Annotated in this window: 18 protein-coding genes and 1 riboswitch; of the genes, 5 read left to right on the forward strand and 13 right to left on the reverse strand. The window is 37.2% G+C overall.

Annotated elements, in window-relative coordinates:
- Positions 1–22 precede the first annotated feature (22 nt).
- Both ACZ5QH_RS12045 and ACZ5QH_RS12050 read right to left on the reverse strand, forming a co-directional pair.
- The gene (locus ACZ5QH_RS12045; RefSeq protein ID WP_034615323.1) at positions 23–343 is read right to left on the reverse strand and encodes a pyrimidine/purine nucleoside phosphorylase; all 321 of its coding nucleotides are present in this window, start codon (positions 341–343) and stop codon (positions 23–25) included.
- Between the two features lie 136 nt (positions 344–479).
- On the reverse strand, positions 480–2201 hold the full coding sequence (locus ACZ5QH_RS12050) for a glutamine--tRNA ligase/YqeY domain fusion protein (RefSeq protein ID WP_303576896.1): 1722 nt from the start codon (positions 2199–2201) through the stop codon (positions 480–482).
- 168 nt (positions 2202–2369) lie between these two features.
- On the opposite strand from ACZ5QH_RS12050, the gene ACZ5QH_RS12055 reads away from it, so the two are divergent.
- From ACZ5QH_RS12055 to nfsB, 3 genes are all read left to right on the forward strand, one after another.
- Positions 2370–2879: a peptidylprolyl isomerase gene (locus tag ACZ5QH_RS12055; protein ID WP_004821835.1), complete on the forward strand. Its 510-nt coding sequence runs from the start codon at positions 2370–2372 to the stop codon at positions 2877–2879.
- A gap of 93 nt (positions 2880–2972) precedes the next feature.
- Positions 2973–3719 (forward strand): UDP-2,3-diacylglucosamine diphosphatase, encoded by a 747-nt coding sequence (locus ACZ5QH_RS12060; protein ID WP_303576895.1) that lies wholly within the window; start codon positions 2973–2975, stop codon positions 3717–3719.
- A 98-nt stretch (positions 3720–3817) separates the two neighbouring features.
- Complete coding sequence (gene nfsB, locus ACZ5QH_RS12065) at positions 3818–4471, forward strand: oxygen-insensitive NAD(P)H nitroreductase (protein WP_004821838.1); 654 nt, start codon at positions 3818–3820, stop codon at positions 4469–4471.
- A gap of 80 nt (positions 4472–4551) precedes the next feature.
- On the opposite strand, the gene ACZ5QH_RS12070 is transcribed toward nfsB, so the two are convergent.
- The 10 genes from ACZ5QH_RS12070 to ACZ5QH_RS12115 all read right to left on the reverse strand — a co-directional run bounded on the left by ACZ5QH_RS12070 (position 4552) and on the right by ACZ5QH_RS12115 (position 16112).
- Entirely contained in the window at positions 4552–5160 is a 609-nt protein-coding gene (locus tag ACZ5QH_RS12070; RefSeq protein ID WP_239045532.1) for a DUF4303 domain-containing protein, read from the reverse strand.
- 82 nt (positions 5161–5242) lie between these two features.
- Positions 5243–6487: a D-amino acid dehydrogenase gene (locus ACZ5QH_RS12075; RefSeq protein ID WP_303576894.1), complete on the reverse strand. Its 1245-nt coding sequence runs from the start codon at positions 6485–6487 to the stop codon at positions 5243–5245.
- Positions 6488–6660: 173 nt separating this feature from the next.
- A riboswitch (glycine riboswitch) is annotated at positions 6661–6749 on the reverse strand.
- A gap of 292 nt (positions 6750–7041) precedes the next feature.
- Complete coding sequence (locus ACZ5QH_RS12080) at positions 7042–7701, reverse strand: Imm19 family immunity protein (protein WP_004821845.1); 660 nt, start codon at positions 7699–7701, stop codon at positions 7042–7044.
- 18 nt (positions 7702–7719) lie between these two features.
- Positions 7720–8988 carry a D-amino acid dehydrogenase gene (locus ACZ5QH_RS12085; protein WP_004719943.1) on the reverse strand — a complete coding sequence of 423 codons (1269 nt, stop codon included), beginning with the start codon at positions 8986–8988 and terminating at the stop codon, positions 7720–7722.
- Between the two features lie 551 nt (positions 8989–9539).
- Positions 9540–10676, reverse strand: coding sequence for a rod shape-determining protein RodA (gene rodA, locus ACZ5QH_RS12090; RefSeq protein ID WP_004719936.1), 1137 nt, complete (start codon positions 10674–10676; stop codon positions 9540–9542).
- Between the two features lie 99 nt (positions 10677–10775).
- Positions 10776–11495 (reverse strand): 2-C-methyl-D-erythritol 4-phosphate cytidylyltransferase, encoded by a 720-nt coding sequence (ispD, locus tag ACZ5QH_RS12095; RefSeq protein WP_034615302.1) that lies wholly within the window; start codon positions 11493–11495, stop codon positions 10776–10778.
- Positions 11458–11844, reverse strand: coding sequence for a cell division protein FtsB (ftsB, locus tag ACZ5QH_RS12100; RefSeq protein ID WP_004719933.1), 387 nt, complete (start codon positions 11842–11844; stop codon positions 11458–11460). Before ftsB ends, ispD begins: the two co-directional genes overlap by 38 nt.
- A 404-nt stretch (positions 11845–12248) precedes the next feature.
- Entirely contained in the window at positions 12249–13538 is a 1290-nt protein-coding gene (gene eno, locus ACZ5QH_RS12105; RefSeq protein WP_004719930.1) for a phosphopyruvate hydratase, read from the reverse strand.
- A gap of 45 nt (positions 13539–13583) precedes the next feature.
- Positions 13584–14441, reverse strand: coding sequence for a 3-deoxy-8-phosphooctulonate synthase (gene kdsA, locus ACZ5QH_RS12110; protein WP_004719923.1), 858 nt, complete (start codon positions 14439–14441; stop codon positions 13584–13586).
- 30 nt (positions 14442–14471) lie between these two features.
- A complete protein-coding gene (locus ACZ5QH_RS12115) occupies positions 14472–16112 on the reverse strand; it encodes a CTP synthase (RefSeq protein ID WP_303576893.1) in 1641 nt (546 codons plus the stop codon).
- A 229-nt stretch (positions 16113–16341) separates the two neighbouring features.
- On the opposite strand from ACZ5QH_RS12115, the gene ACZ5QH_RS12120 reads away from it, so the two are divergent.
- On the forward strand, positions 16342–16806 hold the full coding sequence (locus tag ACZ5QH_RS12120; protein WP_303576892.1) for an internalin: 465 nt from the start codon (positions 16342–16344) through the stop codon (positions 16804–16806).
- A 144-nt stretch (positions 16807–16950) separates the two neighbouring features.
- On the opposite strand, the gene ACZ5QH_RS12125 is transcribed toward ACZ5QH_RS12120, so the two are convergent.
- On the reverse strand, positions 16951–18369 hold the full coding sequence (locus tag ACZ5QH_RS12125; RefSeq protein WP_303576891.1) for an aspartate ammonia-lyase: 1419 nt from the start codon (positions 18367–18369) through the stop codon (positions 16951–16953).
- 145 nt (positions 18370–18514) lie between these two features.
- Here ACZ5QH_RS12125 and ACZ5QH_RS12130 point away from each other — a divergent pair, with 145 nt between their 5' ends.
- Complete coding sequence (locus ACZ5QH_RS12130) at positions 18515–19390, forward strand: LysR substrate-binding domain-containing protein (RefSeq protein WP_004821857.1); 876 nt, start codon at positions 18515–18517, stop codon at positions 19388–19390.
- Positions 19391–19635 lie beyond the last annotated feature (245 nt).

Genomic DNA, 19635 nt, shown 5'->3' on the forward strand with positions numbered 1-19635 from the left:
ATGATTTGGCTAACGTTATCCGTTATTCCAAATGACAAACATAATCTACAACTTCGCTGGATTGCAGACTAAAACGGCTATTTGCAGGAACAGTAAAAGACTCTCCAGAACTATAGACTTCCATTTCTTCTTGATCTGCTATCCGAACCAAGCATTTTCCAGAGACAATCTCAATGCGCTCAGTCACATGCGTTTCAAAAGTTAAAGGTTTCTCTGTGGGTAAAATGACCCCTAATGTTTTCTTCGAACCATCTTTGCATTCGATAAGATAACTGATTGAGCGCCCTTTATAATGAACATTAGGTTTAATATGGACCGTAACAAAATCAAATTGGGAAGACATATTTTTGTCCTGATTATTATTTGTGCATTTACTATATCGCTTTTCTATAGTATTCCTCAATCAATTTTAAACAGCATAAAAAAGACCTAGCCGAAGCTAGGTCTTAAATCATGATTTTATTCAAGATTGAATAAAATTATTTACCCGGTTTAAAGCTATCTTTCAAATCTAAGACACGGTTAAACACAGGTTTATCTGCTGTATGATCATATTGATCCGCAACAAAATAACCCTCACGCTCAAACTGGAAACGATCTTCTGGTTGCGCTTGGGCCAAAGCAGGCTCGATCACCGCTTGAAGTACCGTTAAAGACTCTGGATTTAAATTTGCCAAGAAATTATCATCTGCATCTGGTGCAGCTTCGGTGAATAAACGATCGTAAACACGAACCTCAGCAGGAATCCCTTTCGACGCAGAAACCCAATGTACAACGCCTTTCACTTTACGACCTTCTGGGTTTTTACCTAAAGTTTCAGGATCAATTGAACATTTCAACTCGATCACTTCGCCATTGGCATCTTTAATCACTTCATCACACTTGATCACATAAGCATGACGTAAACGTACTTCACCCTCAGGAACTAAACGTTTAAAACCTTTTGGTGGAACTTCTTCAAAGTCTTTACGATCAATAAAGATTTCAGAGGTTAAAGGAATAATACGATCGCCCATATCTACATTTGGATGACGTGCATGGCTTAAGTCCAAATCTGCTGGCAAGTTAGTCAAAGTTACTTTCAGCGGATTTAAAACAGCCATACCACGTGCTGCTGTATTTTCAAGAGATTGACGAATACAGAACTCAAGCATAGCCACATCAACGATACCGTCTGTTTTAGACACGCCTACACGCTTACAGAACTCACGTAACCCTTCAGGGGTAAAACCACGACGACGCATGCCCACCACAGTTGGCATACGCGGGTCATCCCAACCATGAACATAGTTACCTTCTACCAATTTACGTAATTTACGTTTAGAGGTAATCGTATAGTCTATATTTAAACGGCTAGATTCATACTGACGTGGAACTGATTGTGAATGCACTTTTTCAACCACCCAATCATAAAATGGACGATGGTCTTGAAACTCTAAGGTACATAATGAATGGGTAATCCCTTCAATCGCATCTGACAATGGATGAGCATAGTCATACATTGGGTACATTTTCCATTTATCACCCGTTTGGTGATGTTCTGAATGAAGTACACGATATAGAATTGGATCACGCATATGTACATTTGGTGATGTCATATCAATTTTGGCACGTAATACTGCTTCACCCTCTGCCAACTCACCATTGTTCATTTTTTCAAAACGAGCAAGGTTTTCTTCAATAGATGCATCACGATAAGGTGAGTTTTTACCTGGCTCAACAAAATTACCACGATTAATTCTAATTTCTTCTGGGCTTTGTAAATCTACATAAGCATCGCCCTGTTTGATCAACTGAACTGCCCACGCATGTAATTGGTCAAAATAGCTTGATGCATAGCGGGGTTCGCCATTCCATTCAAAACCTAACCATTTTACGTCATTGGCAATACCATCAACATATTCTTGTTCCTCAGCATCTGGGTTGGTGTCATCAAAACGCAAGTTACACAAACCATCGTATTCTTGAGCGATGCCAAAATTTAAGCAAATAGCCTTTACATGGCCAATATGTAGATAACCATTTGGCTCAGGTGGAAAACGTGTAACAACTTTTTGTGTACGGCCCGCTGCCAAATCCTCTGTAATGACTTGGCGTACAAAATCTAAGCCCGCTTGTTGTTCTTGCTGCGCATTATCGACAGGGCTTGGACTATTTGTCGGGGTTTTTGGCAGTTCTGAAACAACATCATTTGGCTTCATAGTTGATAAATCACTTCTAAAAGTTAAAATTGAATATAGAAAATGTGATTTTATCCTTTTTTAACAAAAGAATTTCACATTTTTACTTGCTATGTAGTTTACAGTTTGCTTATGCTTCTCTCAACCAAAAACCCATGACATTTTTAGTCATGATTAGGAGATTATAGAATGAGTTTTCCTCAAGTCGAATTAAACACCAACAAAGGACGTATTGTTCTTGAACTTAACTCTGAAAAAGCACCAAAAACTGTTGCTAACTTTTTAGAATATGTTCGTGATGGTTTTTATGATGGCGTAATCTTCCATCGTGTTATTGATGGTTTCATGATCCAAGGCGGTGGCATGGATGAAAACTTCAAAGAAAAAACCACACGTGATTCAATTGAAAATGAAGCGGACAATGGTTTAAGCAATGACGAAGGTACGATTGCAATGGCACGTACTCAAGCGCCTCACTCTGCTTCTGCACAATTTTTTATCAATGTAAAAAACAACTCTTTCCTTAACCATACAGGTAAAACTGCTCAAGGTTGGGGTTATGCAGTATTTGGTAAAGTAACTGAAGGTTTAGACATCGTTGAAGCAATCAAAGGCGTTCGTACAGGTAACCGTGGTTATCATGCTGATGTTCCTTTAGAAAACATTGTGATTGAATCTGCAAAAATTATCTCTGAATAATTTATAAATCCTCCCGAAGCTGACTTTTAAATAAAGGAATACTGTTCCCTTTACAAAGCAAGCTTGGGAGGAATTATTAAATAGGAAAAATAAGTGACCTATCTGTTTATCGCTGATTTACATTTGTCACCAGAACACCCTCGACTGGTTCGAGGGTTTTTTGATTTATTAGAACACTATAAATATCAAAATACGCAACTGTTTATTCTCGGTGACTGGTTTAATGCTTGGATTGGGGATGATTATACTGCGCCTTGGTTAGATGAAATTATTGAGCATCTAAAACAATTTTCCTTGCAAGCTGGTAATCAAATTTATTTTCAAGTGGGTAATCGTGATTTTGCTTTAGGGCAAACATTTTTAAATCAGTTTAATGGTAAATTACTTCCTGAATTTTATACATTTAACATTGGTGAAAAAAGATTCCGTCTTGAACATGGCGATGCTTTATGTACCGATGATATTTCTTATCAACGATTTAAAAAAATTATTCGCAATCCAATTGTATTGGGACTTTTAAAAAGCACTCCACTTGGTTTTAGACAAAAACTTGCCAATGGTTTTCGTAAAAAAAGCCGTGAATCTCAACAAAATAAATCCTATGAAATTATGGATGTTAACCAACAAGCAGTAGAAAAAGCAGTTAATAATGTCGATCTGTTGGTTCATGGTCATACTCATCGCCCTGAAATTCATGATGTAAATGGTAAAGCTAGAATTGTTTTAGGGGATTGGCGTGAAAAAACATCTGAAGCAATGATTTTAGAAGTGGATGAAAATGCGGATTGGAAATTTATTAAATGGACAATTTCAGATAAAAATCACTTTACCCATGATTAAAAATCATGATTTTTCACCTTTATTTACGTTTTGAAGATTCAAATTTCGCGATTTTAGCATACAATATATCGAAAATTTACGATATATGAGATCTCCTTATGGATGTATTAAATGTAGCAAAAACACGTTACACCACAAAAGCTTATGATTCTTCTAAAAAGATTCCTCAAGCACAATTTGCACGTTTACTTGAAATCCTGCGTTTAACCCCATCGTCAATCAATATCCAGCCTTGGCATTTTTTTATTGCTGAGAATGATGCAGCCAAACAGCGTATTGCTAAAGCCTTAGTCGGGAAATATAGCTACAACGCACCAAAGGTTTTAGATTCATCACATACGATTTTATTCTGTACCAAAGCCGATATCACAGAACAGCATCTGAGTAATTTACTTCAGCAAGATGATCTCAGTGGTCGTTTTAAAGATGACAAGGCCAAGCAAGGTCAAAAAGACAGTCGTACAGGCTATGTCTCTTATTATCGTAATGAAAAAGGTGATATTCAGCGCTGGGCGGAAAATCAAACCTTTATCGCACTGGGTCAAATGCTATTAGCTGCAGGTATTGAAGGTATCGATGCAACGCCAATCGGTGGTTTTGACGAAGATATTCTGACTGAAGAATTAGGCTTAATTGAAAAGAATTTGGTCCCGTCTGTGATTATGACACTCGGTTATCGTAGTGATAGTGATTTTAATGCAAAACTGCCCAAGTCTCGTTTGACCCAAGAAGAAGTCTTTACTCGTCTATAACGTTTAAAGTGCTTGCTTCCACTCAATAAGTGCTGTGGGGCACATCACGTCCCTCAGCATTGAATCATAAGCATATTTTGTTAAGAGAAATCACTTTCACAGGCATCCATAAATTCATTGATTAATGCACTTGGATTGGCTCTTTTGGTCCACGAAATGGGTTCTTCATAATATTCAAGCTCATGAATAATGACTGGAAGATTTTTCCCAAATGTATCTTGAAGAATATTTTCAGAAAATAATTGCTGAACCATTTTGATTATTTGTGTAATAAACAATTGAGCAAACTGCTCGCCTTTTTCTAAAAGTTCATTAAATAGCGCATCATCTTCTTGTTCAGCATATTCCATCTGTTTTTGAGAATAATAAAATGGCGTTTGCTCAAACCATTGTGCCAAAAGCTGATCATTCTCTCCACCAATATCCCAAGACGGTTCTTGTAACCAATAGGCATAATTCCATTTCGCTTCAGCTTGACTCGACGCTTCAGAAATTTGCGCTTGAAACTGTTGATTGGTATTAAAGTTAAGTTCAACTTTGGGAAAACAAGGTTCATCATCGTCACAATAGTAGTACAAGGCCAAGGCGTACACATCGTGATAATTTTGTGCAATATATTGAATCGATTCAACTAACTTTGCATAACTCGTTTCATGCCAGTGCTTTTGCGTTGTTGATTCTATATTCATAACACACCTAATTATTTTTATCAGCACTCTGGTGAATATCGACATTCACCAGAGTGCAAATACCAAAGTATTGCCTATACGATTAAATCGGATGCGAGCTTGCAATTTCCTGACTAATCATCACAGCTGTTGCAGCAGACAACGTCCAGCCTAAATGTCCATGCCCTGTATTATAAAATACCCGTTCACGTTTTCCACGTTTTACCACTGGCATCATATTCGGCATCATCGGACGTAAACCCGCCCACGGGATACAATGCTCGGTTGAAATATTGAAATTCTTATTAACCCAATCTGTTAAAGGTTGGATACGATCTGAGCGGATATCTCGATTATAGCCATTAAATTCAGCAGTTCCAGCAATACGTAAACGATTAGCACCTAATCGTGACGTGACGATTTTCGCACTTTCATCGAGCAAGCTGACCCAAGGTGCGCCATTGATACTTTTTTCATCATCCAATTGTACGGTGATTGAATAGCCTTTTACAGGATAAACATTCACACGATCGCCCAATTGATTGGCCAATTGGTAACTGCCAACACCACCACAAATCACCACGGCATCTGCACTGAGTTGTTCGATTGCTACTGAGCTGCCTTCCATATTTTCAACACTTGAGTGGTATTTAATATTCACCCCGTTGGCTGTGTGCTCTACATCAACAACTTCCATACCAAATAAATATTTTACCCCATATTTTTCAGTGGCTTTGGCAAGTCCCGTAGTAAATTTATGGATATCACCAGTTGCATCACCTGGGCAATAAAAACCACCATAGTATTCACCTGTCAAACTCGGTTCGATGGATTTAATTTCTTCATTGGTCACTGCATGGCGTTCTAGACCACCTTTACATAGCAATTCATTTACACTAGTTGCAACTTTATAATCATATTCCGAATGATAGAAATGCAAGATGCCTCGTTTTTCTAAGTCAAAATCTATCCCTTCTTGTTCAGCAATATTAAATAGCCTTTGACGCGCTAAAAGTGCCATTTTCACTGTATTTTGAGTATTTGCTTCATAGTGTTTGATATTGCCAAGGAATTCGACCAGCCATGCATATTTGTGCAAATCAAAAGATGGATTGAGCAATAATGGTGCATCTTTCTTCGCCATCCATTTAATGCCTTTTAACACAGTGGATTTTTGATTCCACACTTCAGCATTACATGCAGACAGCTGCCCGCCATTGGCAAAAGATGTTTCCATAGCAGGAAATAAATGTTTATCAATAACAGTAACTTGATAACCTAATTGAGCAAGTTCATAGGCAGAGGTAACACCTGTAATACCAGAACCAATAATGACGACATGACACATACGCACACTCCGTTGAAATGCAATATTTTTTTATTACATTGTCAATGTATGCCCCATCTGTCATGTGTACCTGAGAGCTTCGATAAAAACCTAAACTATTTAGGCTTTACCATCCCCTTCGGTGAGTCATTTCTTTTTTGTTTTCAATAGAATGACTTCTCTCCAGAGGTTTTACAATGATTACAGTCCTTTTGCCTGAGAGTTTCCGGGGTCGTTGCTCCTTCGGCGAGTCCACAAGAGACTTCTCTCCTGCAATCATCTTTCCTTGTATTAGCAATTAATATGCCATGAATTTGTTCGAATACAAGTAAAATATGTTCAATTATTCTCTAATTTTTAAATTAAAAATTAAGATCTTTAAATTGCTTAAGAATTAAATAGCTTAGCGATTAACTTGTTCAGCGACTCTGGCTCTGTTGTAGCTTGATTGAAGTCAGCATCAAGCTTTGTCAATTCTTGAAAAGTTGTCGAATATCTTGCAAAGTTACAGCGAATGTTTTTCATTTCTCCATTTCTAATCGCGGTAAACAACGCTTTTATTATTATTTTCATATTTATTCATGCTTTAAAATAAGATTAATGGTTTTTATATGTTCCAAATCATCAGGATATAACTCAACATTACGCATACTATGATTTTGTCGATTTAATATCCCGATTTGTTCATCCTGATAAAATTCTTGATTCATCTTTAAACCATTCACAATACAATTTGCGATGTAATCTTGTTGCCCTTGAAATGACGGAATGTTATTTAATCTTTTTGATATTTGAATTTTAGCCTCTAAAGTCTGTTGAGGTTCAACACCCAACATCGTTAACAATAATAAGAAATGCTGATCATTCAATTGAAAACTCAAAAGTTCTTTTAGGGTAAAAAACCATGCTTCAAAGTGCCCACCCAGATTGCCTATATATAGATCATTGAGATAATAATTAATCTGCTCTTGGGTAAACTGGATATCTACCCGAATATCCGCACTAATGGAAAATTGATAATTTCGAATGCTATTATTTTCACTGGGTAGAAATGATTGATACCACGCTGCCAATTCCTTGCTATACGGATCTAAACCAACCGCTTCCTGAATCGCCTCATCTAAATTCAGCTCTTTTTCTTCATCAAAACCACGGAATAAAAGCAGAAACCAATGCCAAAAATGCACATTGGAAAATGAAATTTCCTGTTCTGCCACTTGATGATTTTGATTCATAGCGTTTTAACAATCATCTTAGTGATTCACTGAGTCATATCTGAACACATTCAAATCATCATATTCAATTTGTGGTGTGGTTCCAGAAATAATATCGGATAATAATTTTGCTGAACCACATGACATAGTCCAACCTAAGGTGCCATGCCCTGTATTGGTATATAGATTTTGATACCTTGTTTTACCAACAATCGGGGTGCCATCTGGCGTGGCTGGTCTTAAACCCGTCCAGAAATGTGCATCTGATATGTCACTTGCATTTGGAAATAATTGTTGTAAAACCATAAGCAAAGTGTCTTCACGGCTAGATTTTAAAGAGCGATCAAAACCATTAATTTCAGCCATACCCCCTACACGAATTCGATCATCAAAACGGGTTAAGGCAATTTTATAAGACTCATCTAAGATTGTAGAAACAGGTGATAGTGCAGGATCAACAATTTTGGTGGTGATCGAATAGCCTTTTAATGGGTATACAGGTGCATCTATCTCCAATTGTTTGAGCATTTCATGACTATAACTGCCCAATGCCATGACATAAGCATCTCCCTTGATTTTGCTACCATCTTTCAAGTGAATCGCGGTAATCCGTTCAGCATCTTTTTCGATTGATTCGATTACCGTATTAAATAAAAAATTGACCCCTTGTTTGGCAGCAAGTTCCGCCAACTCTGTTGTGAATTTTTGACAATCACCTGTCTGGTCATTGGGTAAACGCAAACCACCAACAAAATCAACTGTTGCATGGGCTAAAGCAGGTTCAGCCTTGATAACCCCAGCTTTATCCAACAACTCAAATGGTACACCTTCATGTTTTAAAACTTCAGTATCTTTGCCTGCCACATCCAATTGATGTTGTTTACGAAAAAGTTGTAATGTGCCTAGTTGACGTTCATCAAAATGAATTTTGGTCTCTGCACGTAACTCATCCAGACAGTCACGGCTATATTCAGAAATTCGCACCATTCGCTCTTTATTGATCTGGTAACGATTGATATTACATTCAGCTAACATCCGGACCATCCACTGATACTGATGCATATCACCTGTTAGCTTAATCGCCAATGGTGAATGTGGTTGAAACATCCATTTAAACGCTTTTAGTGGAATACCTGGCGCAGCCCAAGGTGATGCATAACCCGGAGAAATCTGCCCAGCATTGGCAAAACTGGTTTCTAAAGCCACATTGGGTTGTCGATCAATCACAGTGACTTCATGACCTGCTTGTTTTAGATAGTAGGCGGATGTTGTACCAATAACACCTGCCCCCATGATGATGATATGCATACTGAACCGAACCTTATACGAATTAATCGTCTTATAATAAAAATGATGTAGTTAGAGAAATAATTTATATGACTATTTTAATTTAGCACTTAGAACAGATTTAGCAATACCGATTTGATGTTGAAATGTCAGCTTTGATTCAACTTTAAATAGATGAATCATTCACAATATCACATGATTTTTAAACTATCAGTAAGCTATAGTCAAACCACCTAATTATTCATAAAAGTGATTTCTATCAAGTCACTGATCATAAATGAAGCTTAAGTCTTTTAAAATTTTGAAACTAAAGCTCCCTCATCCTAGCCTTCTCCCACAGGGAGAAGAAACTTTCAATACCAATATAATTCACTCCACAGGATCATATTTTGATTTATGAAAGATCTTTATTAATGAGGAGAAACTGTATTTTTGTATCTGAGCTTTTGACAGGTTGACTATATAAGCGATTAGATTCCAAGAAAAATATTTTTATTTATGTTTGATACCATCCTTCTCTTAAAAAAGAGAAGGAATAGCTTTAGATTGAGAAATTCTAAATTGCAAAGATTTTATTTATGCGTATGGATAGACATGACGATACCAAAACTCGCTAACAATGCAATTACGGCTGATCCGCCATAACTCATCAGCGGTAATGGATCGCCAGTTACAGGTAAAATCCCACTGACCATACCCGAGTTTACAAATACATAGAAAAACAAAGACAAACCAATCGTACCTGCCAATAAACGGCCATAGTTATGGAAGCTGCTTAAGCTAATGATCATACATCTAAAAATCATTGCGGTATAAAGTGCAAATAAGAAGAACACCCCAATAAAGCCAAATTCTTCAGCATAGGTCGACATAATAAAATCAGTATGATGTTCAGGTAAATAACCGAGCTGAGACTGTGTTCCTTCTAAGAATCCACGCCCAGTCATTCCACCTGAACCAATCGCAATTTTAGATTGGATAATGTTCCATCCTGCCCCAAGCGCATCTGACTCAGGGTCAAATAAGGTCATAATCCTTTTCTTTTGATAAGCTTGTAATACAAAAGTCCAAATTAAAGGAAAAGCCAGTGCCAATGCCGCTAAGGTCCCAATAATTAGAGTCCACGACATGCCACTTAAAAACAAAGCAAACACACCACCAATCACGATACCAATTGCCAAATCTGGCTGTAACAACGCCAATACGAAAGGCACCATCATGATGACCAAGGCAATTACAATGTGTTTAAACTTAGGCGGCAACGGGTTACGTGCAAAATACCATGCCATCATCAATGGCATGGCAAACTTCATAAATTCGCTGGGTTGCATACTGCCAATCCCAGGAATAGTCAGCCAGCGCTTTGCGCCTAATCGAACATCACCGACCAATAAAACCAGAATCAACAACAAAATTGCAAACAAATAAAACCAAGGACTAATCGCTTGATATACTTTTGGTGGAATTTGTGCGCAAATAAAAAGTAAAACAAAACCAACACCGAAACTCACGGCTTGTCGAATGACCATAGACATATCTTCAGAAGATGCGCTATAGACCATCAATAAACCCAAAATCGCATTGATAATTAAAAAGCCTAATAACCAAGGATCAAGGTGTAGTTTGTCCCACCTTGAAACTTTTTGATTAATACTTAAACCATCTCTGACTGATTGACGTAAAAACTTATACTGTGGCGATGGTGTCATGAATACAAATCTTAAACCTAGTTTAATCTGGTCAAATTATAGAGATAAATAGCGGTTGAGAAAATCAATCAATGCATAATTATTTTTATTTTCGTTGTTTTATTGCTGCGATTGCAAAATTAACTTGGCCAACTCCAAATCGTCTGGATAGGTAATTTTAATATTATCAGAACGCCCCATGACCACTTTGACAGGTTCATTGATATATTCCAATGCACTCGCCTCGTCTGTAATGACAATATTATTCGCTAAAGCCGTTTCGATTGCTGTTTTAAGCTTTGAAAAGGTAGAAATTTGTGGTGTCTGTGCTTGCCACAATTGATCCCGACTGACTGTTTTATTGATATCTTGCTGATTTTCAACACACTTCAAAGTGTCTCTTACAGGAATTGCAAGAATTGCACTGCTGTTTAGGTTTATTGCGGTATCGACTAAGTTTTCAAGACATTGTTGTGTCACACAAGGACGAGCAGCATCATGTACAAAAACCAAATCATCGGCTTGCGCAAATTGTTCTAAATAACGCAACGCATTTAAAACCGAATCAACACGCTCTGCACCACCCAAACAAAAATGACTCAAATGTTTATTTTTTAATGGCAATGTTTGCGCATAATGGTCTTGCTCACCAACAGCGAGTACATAACCCGCAAGCGGTAAATCGTTTAGACGCGCTATGGTATGCGCTAACACTGTTTGATTTTGGATGACTTGGTATTGTTTAAGTTCGGTTTTTGAAAAACGACGCCCTGAGCCAGCCGCAGGAACAATTGCCCAAATTTTACGGTTGTTCTGGCGCAGGTTCGTTGTCATCTTCATTGGTTCTTAAATCTACACTTGGATCGGTATAAATAGGTTTGTAATGGGTACTGATGGTACTCATCTGTACAAAAGTTTCATGTGGCTTGACTAGACCAAGGTCTAAACGTGCATGTTCTTCTATGGCTTCAGCACCATTTTTTAAATCATACACTTCAGCAGCAAGAATTCGGTTGCGTTCTTTTAACTCAGCATTGACTTCAGCTTGCTGTTCAATTTGCTGTAGTAAAGCTTGATGAGGGAAATGACCACCCTCACCGAACCAAAAGCGATATTGTAATACCACAACGATTAAAATCGCGAGTACTGCAATCACTTTACTTGAAGTTGTTTTAAAGACTTCTAACATGGATTTGCGTCTTGAGTAACAGCATTAAATTAAGATGCTAATATACATCAAATATTTTGTATGAAGAACACTAAACTATGCGAAAACTGCAAAACTAGAACAAAATAAGTTTTCTTTCTTTATAAAAAATAAGTGGGTGATCAATAATCTACTTTGTAATTAAACATCTAAAAATTATCTTTATGCTAAAAACTCACATATCGCGATATTATTTATTATAAATTTTCTTTTTCAATAAACTAAGTTAATTAAATTTTCACCTTAAATTTTATTATCAATCAATTACATGATATTAAATTTCACTTAAAGCAGACTATTCAGGATTATTTTTTAGCGTATATAAAAGCCATTCCCTATATCAAATAAAAGAATGGCTTTTTTTTAATTTAAATCAATAAAAGATATTAATTTAAACCTTTAAACTCAGCTTTACCGCGATAAGCAGCATGAGTCAATTCTTCAATACGAAGCAATTGGTTATATTTTGCAACACGGTCAGAACGGCAGAGTGAACCAGTCTTGATTTGACCCGCTGCTGTACCCACTGCAAGATCTGCAATTGTAGAATCTTCAGTTTCACCAGAACGGTGTGAAATCACAGTGCTATAACCATTGGCTTTAGCAAGATAGATTGCATCTAAAGTTTCAGACAAAGTACCGATTTGGTTGTATTTGATTAAGATAGAGTTACCTACTTTCTCATCAATACCACGTTGTAAAATCTTAGGGTTTGTAACGAACAAATCGTCACCAACCAATTGGATTTTATCACCAAGGATAGAAGTTAAATAGCTCCAACCTTCCCAGTCAGACTCATCTAAACCATCTTCAATTGAGATAATTGGATATTGTTTAACAAGGCCAGCAAGATAGTCAGCAAATTGGTTGCTTGTGAATGCTTTGTTGCCTTCACCCGCAAGAATATATTGACCATTTTTGTAGAATTCTGAAGATGCACAATCAAGCGCAAGCATAATATCAGAACCTGCTTTATAACCAGTTGTTTCAATTGCAGAAAGAATAACAGTAATTGCTTCTTCATTTGAACGTAAGTTAGGTGCAAAACCACCTTCATCACCAACTGCTGTATTTAAACCTTGCTTTTTCAATACAGATTTCAAAGCATGGAAAATTTCAGCACCAGCACGCAAAGATTCAGCAAAAGATGTGAAACCTACAGGCTCAATCATGAATTCTTGAATATCAACAGTGTTGTCCGCATGTGCGCCACCGTTCAAGATGTTCATCATTGGAACAGGCATAGACAAAGTTGTTTGACCACGAAGATCTGCAATGTATTGGAACAATTCAGTTTTCTTCTCAACAGCAGCCGCACGTGCAGCCGCCAAAGATACAGCCAATGTTGCGTTTGCACCTAATTTTTCTTTGTTTTCAGTGCCATCAAGCGCAATCATTTTGTCATCAAGCGCTTTTTGTTCAAATACGTTTTGACCTTTTAATAAGTCTTTGATTTGACCATTTACGTTTTGAACTGCAGTGCGAACACCTTTACCTAAGTAACGTGATTGATCACCGTCACGAAGTTCTAAAGCTTCACGAGAACCAGTTGAAGCACCAGATGGTGCACATGCACGGCCAACAACGCCAGAGTCTAGGATTACGTCTGCTTCGATGGTTGGGTTACCACGAGAGTCCAAAATTTCACGTGCACGAATGTCAACGATTTGGCTCATGAATAATTCCTCAGTTGATTAAAAATAAGATGCTTTCTAAGCGCATCAATGTGTATCTAACTTTTTGAAACCTTTAACTAAGGTATCCAATTCTTTTAACTGTGCTAAAAATGGCTCAAGCTGTGACATACGTAATGCACAAGGACCATCACATTTTGCATTTTCAGGGTCTGGATGACTTTCTAAAAATAAACCTGCAAGCCCTGTTGCCATACCCGCACGTGCTAAGGTCGTGATTTGCGCACGACGACCACCTGCTGAATCAGCACGACCGCCCGGTGTTTGCAATGCATGCGTGACATCAAAAAATACTGGCACATTCATTTCTTTCATGATGTCGAAACCCAACATATCAACAACTAAGTTGTTATAGCCAAATGACGTACCACGTTCACACAAAATGAGCTTGTTATTACCCGCTTCTAAACATTTGTTTAGAATATGGCTCATTTCACGAGGAGAAAGGAATTGTGCTTTTTTGATGTTGATAATGGCTTGAGTTTTCGCCATTGCTTCAACCAAATCAGTCTGACGACTGAGAAATGCAGGAAGCTGGATAATGTCAGCAACTTCAGCGACAGCTGCAGCTTGGTGAGGTTCATGAACATCGGTAATAATCGGAACATTAAAATGCTTTTTAATGTCGCCTAACCATTCGATGCCTTTTTCCAAACCGGGGCCACGGAACGAATGTAAACTTGAACGATTAGCTTTATCAAAACTGGCTTTAAATACATACGGTATCTCTAAACGAGTACAGATATCGACATACGTTTCTGCAATTTCAAAAGCCAAGTCTTTCGACTCAAGTACGTTCATGCCGCCGAATAATACAAATGGCAAGTGATTTGCCATTTGTATATCGCCTAAACGTACAATTTCTTGTGGTTTTAATTGTGACATTTAAACTTCCTAGTTTAAGTTCTTACATACTTACTTGCTGTTTTGGTGCTGCTTTTTAGCGGCATCGATAAAACTAGCAAATAATGGATGTCCATCACGTGGTGAACTTGTAAATTCCGGGTGGAATTGTACAGCAATAAACCAAGGATGTTCAGGAATTTCTACAGTTTCAACAAGATGTTGCGCTGTCGAATAACCCGAAATTTTCATACCTGCCTGTTCAATTGCAGGAATAAAGCGATCATTCATTTCATAACGGTGACGATGACGTTCAGTAATTTCCGCTTTGCCGTAGACTTCACGTGTTTTAGTGCCTTCAACCAATTCTGATTTTTGTGCACCTAAACGCATTGTGCCACCAAGGTTTGACTCAGTACTACGATGCTGGATTTCACCACGTTCATCTAACCATTCAGTAATTAAACCAATCAATGGGAATTTTGTTGAACGATTAAACTCTGTAGAAGTCGCTTCTGGCATAGCAGCAACATGACGAGCAAATTCAATCACGGCCAATTGCATACCTAAACAAATACCCAAGAAAGGTACTTTGTTTTCACGGGCATATTGAATCGCCTGCATTTTGCCTTCAGTACCACGTTCACCAAAACCACCAGGAACCAATATTGCATCAATATCTTTTAATACTTCAGCAGGATTTTGGCTTTCAAGCTCTTCAGCATTGATATAGTCAATTTGAACTTTGACACGATTTTGAATACCCGCATGTAAAAGTGCTTCATTGACAGACTTATATGCATCTGGCAATTCAACATATTTACCCACCATCGCCACACGAACTGTGTACTCTGGATTCAATAATGCTTCAACCACATGATCCCAATCCGAAAGATCGGCTTCAGGTAAGCTGTCATAACCAAAACGTTCACAGATTAAATCATCAACGTTTTGTTCATAGAATGTACGTGGGATTTGATAAATTGAACGTGCATCTTTACACACCACAACAGCACGCGCTTCAACGTTTGTAAAGAGTGCAATTTTACGGGTGGTATCTGCGTCAACATCATGTTCAGTACGACAAATCAGAATGTCTGGTTGAATACCAATCGACAATAATTCTTTAACAGAATGTTGAGTTGGTTTGGTTTTAAGTTCAGCAGCAGACTTGATATAAGGTAATAAAGTCAAATGCATCAACATGGTACGTTTATGACCAAGCTCAACCATCAACTGACGTACAGATTCCATGAATGGGAGAGATTCAATGTCACCTACTGTGCCACCGATTTCCACAATGGCAACGTCATAACCTTCGCCTGCGCGAAGAACACGTTCTTTAATATTATCCGTAATATGTGGAATAACTTGTACTGTACCGCCGAGATAATCACCACGACGTTCTTTATTTAAAACGTCTTGATAAACACGACCTGAAGTAAAGTTATTCAATTTGGTCATTTTGGCACGACGTAAGAAACGCTCGTAATAACCCAAATCTAAGTCAGTTTCAGCACCATCTTCTGTGACAAATACTTCACCGTGCTGGAATGGGCTCATAGTCCCAGGATCGACATTAATGTATGGATCCATTTTGACCATGGTTACTTTTAAACCACGGGCTTCTAAAAGTGCAGCAACTGAAGCAGCTGAAATACCTTTACCTAGTGATGATACAACACCACCAGTTACGAATATAAAATGGGTCATTAAGTTTCTCGTACAATGGAGCCTAAATTGGCCTACAATGTTGTGCGATTTTACTTTACCTTGTACCAAGAAAGCAAAGTCAATTCACATCAATTCATAGAACAATAAACAATTGGCTATTCTATCAGCATTTCCAATAAAAAATTAGCACTTGATAAGGTGATTTTTAAATATCATTTTGCTGTTATACTAAGTAACATCTCTTTAATACGTTTTGTTTTGAGTCATTATGAATAAGAAATTTTTAATTTGTGGTGCAATTGCGACAGCGCTTTTGGTATCTGCTTGTGTAAAAAAAGAAGAGCCTAAAGAAGCTGAGCCAGAGAAAGTTGAAACTGCTCAACCTGCGACTTCTGAACCTACACAGTTTGAAAGCTTACCAAGCGTTGAGCAGAATAATGCACAACAAGTCGAAATTCCGGCACATGTAGAAGTTGAACGCACAGAAACAGCAAATACAAGCACTGAAATTCGCCGTGAAGCAACGCATGAAGCCCATGCAACTATGCCAAGTGCACAAGCGGAAAGTAAACCTGCTGCAACTGAGGCGAAGCCTGCAAAAGCAGAGTCAGTAAAAACTGAAACTGCACAAACCAAAACACCAGCACCAAAAGCAAGCTCTGGTTCAGCACAATCTGAAGATGATGCTGTTGCCGCTGCCATCGCTGCTGCTACACCAGCTTTGAAAAACTAAGATTTTGCATCGCTAAAAAAAGGGAAATGATGATTTCCCTTTTTTTATAACTCCGTATAAGTATTCAGTTGCATATGCCATATGAAACTGAATTTCTTATGATAAGTCATGAATGAGTTTAATTGTACCTGTAGCTTTTAAAAACTAAGCCGCATGTTGCTTTGGCTGAACCATATTATGAACAGCGAGCACATCTGCTAAAATTTCATCTGAAAGTAATCCCTCTGCTTTGATCAAAGCCAAAACACTCTCCCCAGATTCATTTGCCATCTTTGCAATTCGTGTAGTGGTTTCATAACCTAAATATGGGTTTAACACAGTAATGATACCAATTGAGTTATCCACTAAATGCTGACAATGCGCTGCATTGGCACGAATATTTTGGATGCACTTTTCATTCAGCATTTGCATCGCTTTGCCTAATAACTCAATAGATTCAAATAGTTTAAGCGCAATTAATGGTTCAAACGCATTTAATTGTAGTTGACCACCCTCTGCAGCCAAAGTAATTGCTAAATCATTTGCAATAATTTGATAGCACGCCAAATTCATCGCTTCAGGAATCACTGGATTTACTTTTCCTGGCATGATTGAACTACCAGGCTGACGTGGTTCCAATTGTATCTCACCTATACCAGTACGCGGCCCACTCGATAACAAACGTAAATCATTAGAGATTTTAGACAACTTTATTGCAGTACGTTTGAGTAAACTCGATAAAAGTACAAAGTCACCCATATCTGTAGTCGCTTCAATCAAATCAGGCGAGCTTGAAATGTTTTTACCCGTGATTTCTGATAAAGCTTGAATGGCATTTAAGCGATACTCAACCTCGGTATTAATTCCCGTACCGATTGCTGTCCCACCTAAATTAATCACACTGAGTGAATCAGGCATAATATGATTTAACTTTTGCAAATCATTTTGTAAGGTATGCGCAAAAGCATTAAATTCTTGCCCTAATGTCATCGGCACCGCATCTTGTAACTGAGTACGTCCCATTTTCAAGATATCAGAGAACTCTTCAGCTTTGCGACCTAGGCTTTCAATTAGTTTTTGAAACGGAACGTTGAGTTGATCCAATGCAAATAATAGACCTATTTTTATTGCACTTGGATATACATCATTGGTCGATTGAGACATATTTACATCGTTATTGGGATGTAGATATTGATATTCGCCTTTTGCATGACCAAGAAACTCTAATCCAATGTTTGCAATAACTTCATTTGCATTCATATTTGTAGAAGTTCCTGCCCCACCCTGAATCATATCAATAGGGAATTGATTATGGTATGAACCATTTATTAATTGCTGACATGAATGTTGAATCGCTTTATATTTATTTTCTTCAATTTTATTTAATTTAAAATTAGCCTCTACACAAGCAGACTTCACCATAGCAAGCGCTTGAATAAAAATAGGAAAATGACTTAATTTATGCACACTTAGATTAAAGTTCTCAACCGCTCTTAATGTTTGTACACCGTAATAGCAATGAAATGGGACTTCTTTCATTCCCAATAGATCTTTCTCAGTTCTCGTTTTAATTTCAATGTTCATTTGCAATGTAACTCTACGAAGATAATCAATTCATCTTAGGTGAAACAATCTAAACTTGACCAATGTAAAAAAATATATCTGTATGCATTTTTTGCATATCACTTGTTATACTTTGCTTGAGTTAAATATTTATTGGTGATTGAACATGACGCTTGAAATTCGGTGGATAGAGGATCTTCTTGCATTAGACCAAGAAAAATCCATTTCTAAAGCTGCAGCTATACGTCATGTCACTCAATCTGCTTTTACACGTAGAATACAAAATATTGAAGAGTCGTTAGGGTTTCAAATTTTAAAGCGTTATAGTAAAAACATTGATTTTACAGATGCTGGTCAAGTCTTGCTTTCTACAGCAAAAAACATTCAGAACCAAATGGATACAACAATAAAGTATTTAGAAAAAAACATTAAGGATAATGAACTCTCAATTAAATTTGCAGTATCACACTCACTCATCACGCAGTTTTTTCCCAAATTTATTCAAAAACTATACTCAGACTATAATGATCTAAAGTTAGAAATTATTGCTGCAAATCTGCAACAAGGGATACATTTATTAAAAGAAGGTTCTTGTGATTTTCTAATTTGTTATTGTGATCAACTCACTTTACAACAATTGGATCTCACACTTTTTACCTATCATAAAATTGTAAATATGCAAATTGTACCTGTTACAGCCAGTAAAAATGGATTGCCTAAATATCAACTCAACCAAACCTTCCCCCTTTTGGCCTATAGTAAACAAGCCTATCTGAGAAAATGTGTAGATAAAATTATAGAAAGTAAACTCAATTACCGAACGTTATATGAAACAGATAATGCCAGTGACTTAAAAGCCTTGGCTTTACAAGGCTTAGGTGTAGCTTGGCTACCTCGCTTACTGATTGAAGAAGAAATAAATGAAAGTAAATTAAAAATACTTGATGGTTATAGTTTCTTTCAAGATATTTATATCGTTCGTAGCAATATTATTTACTCGCAAAAGATAAATTTTGTTTGGAATTATTTAGCGCTTAAATAGGCCTTTATTTTAATAAAGATCTTTCTTACTTCAAAAAATGATCATGTAGCGTGAATCTATCGATATTGAAAGTGCCTTTTCCCACTGGGCAAAAGCTAGGATGAGGGGGGATTTTATGTTGGTCTGTGTTTTAAAATGGACTCATAAAAGAAGTCTAATATTTATCTTAATCTAGCAACTTAGGATCAATTAAACGCCCAGTTGAAAAATTAAAACTGACAAATCAAATGATAATAGTCTGATCT

The organism is Acinetobacter sp. Ac8, from assembly GCF_055392545.1.